7 protein-coding genes are annotated in these 8,609 nt (G+C 59.4%); 2 read left to right on the forward strand and 5 right to left on the reverse strand.

Features of this window, described 5'->3' with window-relative positions; all coding sequences use genetic code 11:
* Positions 1 to 81 precede the first annotated feature (81 nt).
* The 5 genes from obgE to AB7E65_RS10405 form a co-directional block, all read right to left on the reverse strand.
* On the reverse strand, positions 82 to 1,149 hold the full coding sequence (obgE, locus tag AB7E65_RS10385; RefSeq protein ID WP_072286899.1) for a GTPase ObgE: 1,068 nt from the start codon (positions 1,147 to 1,149) through the stop codon (positions 82 to 84).
* Positions 1,150 to 1,370: 221 nt separating this feature from the next.
* Complete coding sequence (gene rpmA / locus AB7E65_RS10390) at positions 1,371 to 1,625, reverse strand: 50S ribosomal protein L27 (RefSeq protein ID WP_072286898.1); 255 nt, start codon at positions 1,623 to 1,625, stop codon at positions 1,371 to 1,373.
* Between the two features lie 15 nt (positions 1,626 to 1,640).
* Positions 1,641 to 1,949: a 50S ribosomal protein L21 gene (rplU, locus tag AB7E65_RS10395; RefSeq protein WP_072286897.1), complete on the reverse strand. Its 309-nt coding sequence runs from the start codon at positions 1,947 to 1,949 to the stop codon at positions 1,641 to 1,643.
* A gap of 98 nt (positions 1,950 to 2,047) precedes the next feature.
* Entirely contained in the window at positions 2,048 to 3,559 is a 1,512-nt protein-coding gene (locus AB7E65_RS10400; protein WP_072286896.1) for an Rne/Rng family ribonuclease, read from the reverse strand.
* Positions 3,560 to 3,742: 183 nt separating this feature from the next.
* Positions 3,743 to 6,274: a TIGR03960 family B12-binding radical SAM protein gene (locus tag AB7E65_RS10405; protein WP_428745841.1), complete on the reverse strand. Its 2,532-nt coding sequence runs from the start codon at positions 6,272 to 6,274 to the stop codon at positions 3,743 to 3,745.
* Between the two features lie 203 nt (positions 6,275 to 6,477).
* On the opposite strand from AB7E65_RS10405, the gene AB7E65_RS10410 reads away from it, so the two are divergent.
* Both AB7E65_RS10410 and AB7E65_RS10415 read left to right on the forward strand, forming a co-directional pair.
* Complete coding sequence (locus AB7E65_RS10410) at positions 6,478 to 7,200, forward strand: phosphatase (protein ID WP_320360404.1); 723 nt, start codon at positions 6,478 to 6,480, stop codon at positions 7,198 to 7,200.
* 124 nt (positions 7,201 to 7,324) lie between these two features.
* The gene (locus tag AB7E65_RS10415) at positions 7,325 to 8,389 is read left to right on the forward strand and encodes a branched-chain amino acid aminotransferase (RefSeq protein WP_428745842.1); all 1,065 of its coding nucleotides are present in this window, start codon (positions 7,325 to 7,327) and stop codon (positions 8,387 to 8,389) included.
* Positions 8,390 to 8,609 lie beyond the last annotated feature (220 nt).

An 8,609-nucleotide genomic window follows, 5' to 3' on the forward strand; every position in this document is an offset into this window, starting at 1 on the left:
CGGCCGCGGAATCGCGTCCGTGGAACAACATTAAATGACGGCACAAAAAAGTGAAATTCTAACTATCCCTGAAGCCCCTTGTCAAGAGAGGTCAGGTTGCCAGGGCTCGCGGCCTTCGCCATTGTCGATGCAGGGTTCCGACGCGGAGCGCAAGGTTTCCAGTTCGCGAGCCACCGCGGCCACCAGCTCCTTGAGGCCTTCCCCGGTAACCGCAGAAATGGCCAGCGTTGGTATGTTCCTGGCGGCGAAGGCGGCGCGCACCCCGTCCAGGCGTTCCCGCACTTCGGAAATGTCGATCTTGGTCAACACAACCAGTTGCGGTTTGCGCAGCAACTCCGGGTTGTGCCGCGCCAGCTCGCTATTGATCAGGGCGAAACGCTCCAGGGGGTCGCCTTCCTGCAGATCGGAGAGATCGACCAGATGCAAAAACAGGTCGGTGCGCTCCACATGCCGCAAAAACCGCGTGCCAAGGCCGTGTCCCTCGCTGGCTCCCTCGATCAGCCCGGGAATATCGGCCATGACGAAGGTCTTAAACCCGCCACAACGCACCACGCCCAGATTCGGCACCAGGGTGGTGAAGGGATAGTCGGCGATTTTTGGACGGGCCGCCGAGACTGCCGAGACAAGCGTCGATTTGCCGGCATTGGGCAAACCCAGAAGTCCCACGTCCGCCAGCAGTTTCAGTTCCAGACGCAACCACAACTCTTCCCCTTCCATGCCCGGTTGCACATGCCGTGGCGCCCGGTTGGTCGAGGTAGCGAACCGTGCGTTGCCACGCCCGCCCATGCCGCCGCGAACCACAATCAGCTCCTGATCGTTTTGTTTGAGGTCGGCCAGCAGCTCGCCCGTTTCGTCATTGTAAACCAGAACCCCGGGCGGCACGCGGATCTCCAGATCCTCACCGTTTTTGCCGTGGCAGTTTTTTCCCATGCCGTGACCGCCGCGACCGGCCTTGTAATGCACCTGGTAACGAAGATCCAGCAGAGTGCCGAGACCTTCGTCAACCCGCACCACGACATTGCCCCCGCGACCGCCGTCGCCACCGTCCGGCCCGCCCTTCGGAATAAATTTCTCACGCCGGAAGGACAAGCAGCCGCGACCGCCGTCACCAGCCTTGACATGAATTTTTACTTCATCGATGAATTTCATAATGTTCCGGGATTTCCGTTCCGTGCCGGGGGTGAACACCCTTTACGCCGCGGCGGAGCGCCGCTGGCCGTTTGTGAAAAGCTTACCGCACAACCGTGCCCATGCCCAGCATAGGGGGCGAAGCCGAGCGGCAAAAACAAAAGCCCGAAGCTCTCCTGCAGGGGAACCCGGGCCTTGTGCTTTGTCGCATCGGCTTGAAACAACCAGCCGGTCCGCGCATGTTACTGTGCGTAGACGCTGACCTTTTTCTTGTCCTTGCCTTTGCGTTCGAACGACACGACGCCGTCGATCAGGGCGAACAGGGTATAGTCCTTGCCGCAACCGACATTGGCGCCAGGATGGATGGTCGTGCCGCGCTGCCGTACCAGAATCGAGCCCGCAGTCACCTGCTGACCGCCGAAGCGCTTGACTCCAAGGCGCTTACCGGCACTATCACGACCGTTTTTTGAACTACCACCGGCTTTCTTGTGAGCCATGGATAAACCTCCTCCTTAAGCCTCGATACCTGTAATCTGCAGGCGGGTAATGGGCTGACGGTGTCCGTAGGTCTTGCGATAGCCTTTGCGCCGCTTGCTGTGAAATACCAGCACCTTCTTGTCTTTGCCCTGCTGTACAATGCGGGCTGTGACTTTCGCTCCAGGCAATAGAGGTGTTCCGATCTTTACCTCTTCTCCGCCGACCATGAGGACCTCGTTCAGCTCGATGGTGTCACCCACCACGCCTTCGATTTTTTCGACCTTCAGCAGGTCGCCTTCGGAAACTTTATACTGTTTTCCCCCGGTCTTGATCACCGCATACATCCCGTTTCACCTCGCTTTTTTGGGTATTTCGGTATAAACCGAAAGCGCAATATAGCCCCGACATTTCCGGACTGTCAAGGAAAAACCTCGATGCCGGTTCAGTTGCAGAGAATCTCGAACTGCTCCTGATGAAAATCGAAGCGGGCGGTAATGGCAATCTGCTTGCCGTAAGCCTGCTCCAGATCATCGATTTCCCAGCGCTCCTCGTCACAGATCAGCGAAGCTATGCTTGGGTGCACCAGCAGGGTAACCTGGGATCCGGACAGATTGCGGATCTCGCGGCGCAATTCCCGGAAAATCTCGTAAACCATGGTCGTCCGGCTTTTGACATAGCCTTTGCCCTCACAATACGGGCAGGGTACGCACAGAGTGCGGGTCAGGTTCTCGCGCACCCGCTTGCGGGTCATCTCCACCAGCCCCAGTTCCGAGATCTTGAGAATATTGGTTTTGGCGCGGTCCCCTTTCAGGGCTTCCTCAAGGGCAACGAAAACCTTCTCCCGATGGGCCTCTTTTTCCATGTCGATAAAATCGATAATGATAAGCCCGCCGATATTACGCAGCCGCAACTGATAGGCAACCTCCCGGACCGCCTCGAGGTTGGTCTTGAGGATGGTGTCCTCCAGATTGTGCTTGCCGACAAAGCGACCGGTATTGACGTCAATGGCGGTCAGGGCCTCGGTCTGCTCGATAATGATATAGCCGCCGCTCTTGAGCCAGACCTTGCGCCCCAGAGCCCGGTCGATTTCTACTTCCAGGCCAAAAGCGTCAAACACCGGCTCCTCGCCTTCATACAACTCGATGACATAAGTGAGCTTCGGCATGAAGGTTTCAATAAAACGGACGATTTTTTCGTATTCCCGCGGCGAGTCGACAACGATGCGCCGCACATCCTCGGTCAGAATATCCCGCAGGACCTTGCTGGTCACATCGAGATCGGAATAAATCAGGCACGGCGCTCCCTTGCGTTCCCTCAGCGCACAGATACCATTCCACAATCCTGCAAGAAACTCCATGTCGGCGCTCAGATCCTCGGCGTTCTTGCCCTCCGCGGCGGTGCGCACGATAAAGCCGGACCCTGGCGATCGAATCTCTTCAATCAGGCTGCGCAGGCGTTCTTTTTCTTCCTCGTTTTCAATGCGGCGGGAAATGCCGACATGGTCGACGGTAGGCATGTAGACCAGATGCCTGCCGGGCAGAGAGATATGGGCGGTAATGCGGGCCCCCTTGGTGCCGATTGGCTCCTTGGAAACCTGCACCAGCACCTCCTGCCCCTCTTTGAGAAGCTCCTCGATCGGCGGCAGAGCGGTCGTCTCCCGCCCATCCTCCTCGGGCAGACCGGCCTCGTTTTCCCCCTCGTCAATATAGCGCTCCAGGGCCTGCATCTGCCCCAGAACGTCGGCCACGTAAAGAAATGCCGCTTTTTCCAGGCCGATATCGACAAAAGCGGCCTGCATGCCCGGCAGCACCCGCAGCACCTTGCCTTTGTAAATATTGCCGACGATACCCCGCTCACGGGTTCTCTCGATATACAATTCGGCGATGTGCCCGTTTTCAAGCAGAGCGACGCGGGTTTCATGGGATGTAGTATTAATGACCAGGTCTTTGGTCATGGCTCCTCCTGGCACGAGTTCTCTCTGTTGGGCCGGCCCGGGACCAACAGCGGCAGTCCGGCGTTGCTTGAACGCATTCATTCCACGGGCCTGGCAGCTGTCAGGATCGAAGGACACGGCAACGGCCGCTGGCGCCAACAATCACGGTTGCGACGGAATCTGTTTGCTTTCCGCGAAAACCGTTCAAATGTATCCGGAATCGGCTTCCCCGTCCAGCACCACCGCCACCTTGCGAACCGGCAGGTGGGCCGCCTGCGCGGCCGGAATGTCGAGAAGCCAGGCGAGCAGCGGCATCGGACTGCCTTTTGTCAGTCGCAACCACAAGCTGCCGTCTTCGATGCGCAGATCTTCGACAGCCGCCCGCAGATCGAGGATCTGCTCGCGCCCCTTTTTCAGTCGCGCGACCTCCAGCACTTCCCGCTCCAGGAAAGCGGCGACACGCTCCGGCAGAGCATCAGACGCGCCCGCCGGCAAAAGCACCCGATAGACGGAACTGCGAATGGCAACGGCGGGAGCTGCGGCTTTCCAGGCAACGGTCTGTGCGGCCAGCACCTCCACCCCGCGAGGGAGTTGCGCATTGATGGCCGCAAGAACCTCTTCGGGTTCCCGGTGCCGGCAGAGTTTCAAATCGACAATCTCCGCATCGCTTTCCACTCCGGTAGGCAGCGCATCGGGAAAAGAAATCTGCGGGGAGGGATGGAACCCCCCGGAAAAACGCACTGGCAAACCGGCGCGCCGCACCGCGCGGTGAATCAGGGACATGAAATCGAGATGCCCGACAAACCGCACCCGCCCCTGCTTCCGCACCCGCAACCGGACCCTGCAGAGTTCTTCCGGACTGTCCGGTGCGGAGTTCTCCGGCACGCCTCGCTCGACAGGCTCCGGCACCAGGTCGGCTGCGGCAACCCGCGGCCTGATGCTGGCAAAATCGCAGACACCGCAACCGGAACACTGTCCCGAACGGCAATCGGGCGTGTAGCCCAGGCGCAATGCCCGATGCCTTTCCGCCAGCAGAAAACCTTCGGAAAACCCGCAGTCGATATGCGACCAGGGCAGAATCTCGTCCTCATCGCGTGCGCGCAGATACCATTGCGGATCGATCCCGCAATCGTCAAAAGCCTGCCGCCAGAGGTCAAAATGAAAATGCTCCCGCCAGCCGTCAAACCGGCAGCCCAGCGCCACCGCCCGCTCCAGAACCCGGCCAAGGCGCCGGTCGCCGCGGGCAAACACCCCCTCCATGAAGGACATCTGCGCTTCGTGCCACTTGAGCCGCAGTTTTTTGCTGCGCAGCGCATCGCGCAGCCAGGCCTGTTTGTCGAGCGTTTCCTGCAACCCCAATTGCGCTTCCCACTGAAAAGGCGTGTGCGGCTTGGGCACGAAGGTCGAAACCGATACATTGACATCCGCACCACCCTGGGTCCCCTTGCCGGCGCGCTTGACCCGCGCCGCAAGAGTGACCATGGCGGCAAGATCTTCTTCCGTTTCCGTCGGCAGCCCCATCATGAAATAAAGCTTGATGATTCGCCAGCCGAGACCGAAAGCCTGCTGCGCCGTCTGCAGCAGGTCCTCTTCGGTGATCCCCTTGTTGATCACCTGGCGCAGACGTTCGCTGCCGGCCTCCGGAGCCAGGGTAAAACCGGTCTTGCGCACCTTGCGGATTTCTTCCATCAACTCGCCGGTGAGCGAACCGACGCGCAGGCTCGGCAGCGACATGGCCACCCGCTGCTGGTGATAGCGATCCATCAGCCCCTTGAGCAGGGGGCCGATCTGACTGTAATCCCCCGCCGACAGCGACAACAGGGAAACCTCCTCATACCCGGAGCAGGCCAGAGCGTCGGCAACATGATCGACAATCCGCCGGGGATCGCGCTCGCGCACCGGCCGGGTGATGAAGCCGGCCTGGCAGAAGCGGCAGCCGCGGGTGCAACCTCGCGCAATCTCAACTGTAACCCGATCGTGCACGGCATTCATGAACGGAACCAGCGGTCGCGCTTGCACACCGTCGACGTTGAGATCAGGCAGGATCCTGCGCCGCACCCGGGCGGGAGCGCCCCCGAGGGAACGGACAGAGGCCACGCGCCCGACATCGTCATACTGGACATCATACAGAGAAGGGACATAAACGCCTTCAATGGCGGCAAGCCGCAACAGCAAAGCCGTCCGGTCCTCACCTGCCCGGCGCGAAGCCCGCACCGCTTCACACAGCTCCACAATGGCTTCTTCGCCGTCGCCGATCACCGCACAGTCGACAAAATCCGCCAGAGGCTCGCAATTGAACGCCCCCGGCCCGCCGACCACCACCAGCGGGAAAGAGGCATCCCGCTGCTCCCGCCGCAACGGAATTCCGGCCAGGTCAAGCATGTTCAGAACATTGCTGTACGACAATTCATACTGCAGGGTAAAACCGATGATATGAAAATCCGCCAGCCCGCGCTGTGACTCCAGGGAAGCCAACGGCCTACCGGCGGAGCGCATCAGCGCTTCGAGATCGGGCCAGGGGGCGTACACCCGCTCGGCCAGAACCCAGTCGAGATCATTGACCACCCGATAGAGAAGAGGCAGGCCTATGTGACTCATCCCGACTTCGTAAACATCGGGAAAAGCAAGGGCGACGCTGACGTCGACCTTCTGCCAGTCCTTGCGCACGCTGCCGAGTTCATCGCCCAGATAGCGGGCGGGGCGGCTCACCTCGTGCAGTAAATCTTCCAGACTCATATGCAAATAACCCCGTTCGGGATGAATGTTTTTTCTTGAAAGGCCAAAAGAAGGGTTGTTATAACACGAACCTGCGCCGGGAAACAACAAAAGGGGGAGGCACCCGCGATCGGAGCAGGGTAATTGTGCCCACAAAGGCGACATGCTAACATGTCGCTTCGCATCCCGTCCCAAAAACAGCTTGCAACAGCCAAAGGATTCCCATGACGGCAACGATAAACGCCGAAGTCGATCTCCACGTTCACAGCCTGGCTTCCGGACACGCCTACAGCACCATCGGCGAAATCGCCACCGCAGCCGCGGCACGCGGCCTGCGCGGCGTCGCCATGACCGATCACGGACCGGCCATGCCGGCAGCCCCCCATCCTTATCATTTCGAATGCCTGTACATGATTCCCGACTATCTGTCAGGGGTACGCATCATCAAAGGCGTGGAAGCCAACATCGTCGGCCCCGGCCGGGTGGATCTCTGCGACCGCCTGCTGGACAAAATGGATGTGGTGCTGGCCGGGTTCCACCACGACTGCGGTTTCGGACCCAGCGATTGCAAAGCCAACACGCGGGCAGTTCTGGCCCTGATGGAAAACCCTCGCATCCACATCATCTGCCACCCGGGGAATCCGGGTTTTCCACTCGATTACGAAACCGTGGCGCGTCAGGCCGCGGCTACCGGCACGGCTCTGGAAATCAACAACTCGTCATTCATCACCAGCCGCCTTGGCAGTGCCGACAACTGCCGACTGATCGCGCGCCTGTGCGCCCGCTTCGGTTGCCCCGTGGCCATCGGCAGTGATTCACATATTGCCCAGAACGTCGGGAATTTTACGCAGGCCATTGCGATCCTCGCCGAAGCAGGCGTGGACAGCGAGCAGATCGTCAACCGGACACTGGAATCAACCCTCGCTTTTCTCGGGCTGAAAAACTGACCCCCGCCGATCCGGCCCAACACCATTTTGACGCCACGAAACTCCTTGCCAGCAACAGTTTAAATATGCTAAAGCAACGAGGTGCTTTGGCATAAGATTTTCCACCGGATCGGAGACGCGCATCATGGATATCGAAATTCAGCCTGTCACTCAGCCGAAACCCCGCATCGAAGACGAATCCAAGCTGGTGTTCGGCCGCCAATTCACCGATCGTATGTTCGTCATGGAATACGATGCCGGACGCGGCTGGCACTCGGCCCGTATCCAGCCCTATGCGCCGTTTACGCTCGATCCGGCTGCACTGGTATTTCATTACGCCCAGGAAATCTTCGAAGGGCTCAAGGCCTTTCGACGGCAGGACGGCAGTATCGCCCTGTTCCGCCCGAAAGACAACATCCGGCGTTTCAATCAGAGTGCCAGCCGCCTCTGCATGCCTCCCGTCGACGAAGAGTTCTTTTTTGAAGCCATCAGGAAGCTGATCCGACTGGAAGCCGACTGGGTTCCCCACAGCGAGGGCACCAGCCTGTATATCCGCCCCACCATGATCGCCACGGAAGCGGTCCTGGGTGTCAAGCCATCGGAAAAATACCTCTGCTACATCATCCTCTGCCCGGTGGGTGCCTACTACAAAGGCGGATTCAAACCGGTCAGGATCTGGATTTCCGACCAGTTCGTCCGCAGCGCCCCGGGCGGTACCGGCGAAGTAAAATGCGGTGGCAACTACGCAGCCAGCCTGCTCGCCGCCAAAGAGGCTGCCACCAAGGGCTTTGACCAGGTATTGTGGCTCGATGCCGTGGAACGCCGATATGTCGAGGAAGTCGGCAGCATGAACATCTGCTTTCTGTACGACGGAAAAATCGTCACGTCGCCGCTGCACGGCACCATCCTCAACGGCGTCACCCGCCGCTCCATCCTGCAGCTTGGCGCCGAAATGGGCTACACTGTGGAAGAACGGGCCATGAGTGTTGACGAACTGCTCGACGGCGCCGAATCGGGACGCCTCGCCGAAGCCTTCGGCACCGGCACCGCAGCGGTGGTCAGCCCCGTCGGGCAACTGACATACAGGGACCGCACCGTAACCATCGGCGACGGCCAGATGGGGCCCTTGACCATGAAGCTCTACAAGGCTTTGACCGGCATACAATACGGCCGCGAGCCCGACACCCATAACTGGATCGAAATGCTCTGATTCGCACCCATTTCATAGACACGCAAGCTGAAGCCCCCGTTTCAACGGGGGCTTTTTTCATGACATCTGCCATCGCCCGCTACTGCGGCACGCGCGCCTGTTTTTTAGGCACCCCCTCTTTCATTTCCTCTTCAGAAAACATCCAAGGCATTGTTTTTACGCTAATTTAAAAGTTGGTTCTAGGTTTGCTAAGTCTCTAGAACTAAGCGGCGGGACATCG

Origin of the sequence: Syntrophotalea sp. (assembly GCF_050253115.1) — a bacterium.
GTDB classification, from domain to species: domain Bacteria; phylum Desulfobacterota; class Desulfuromonadia; order Desulfuromonadales; family Syntrophotaleaceae; genus Syntrophotalea; species Syntrophotalea acetylenica.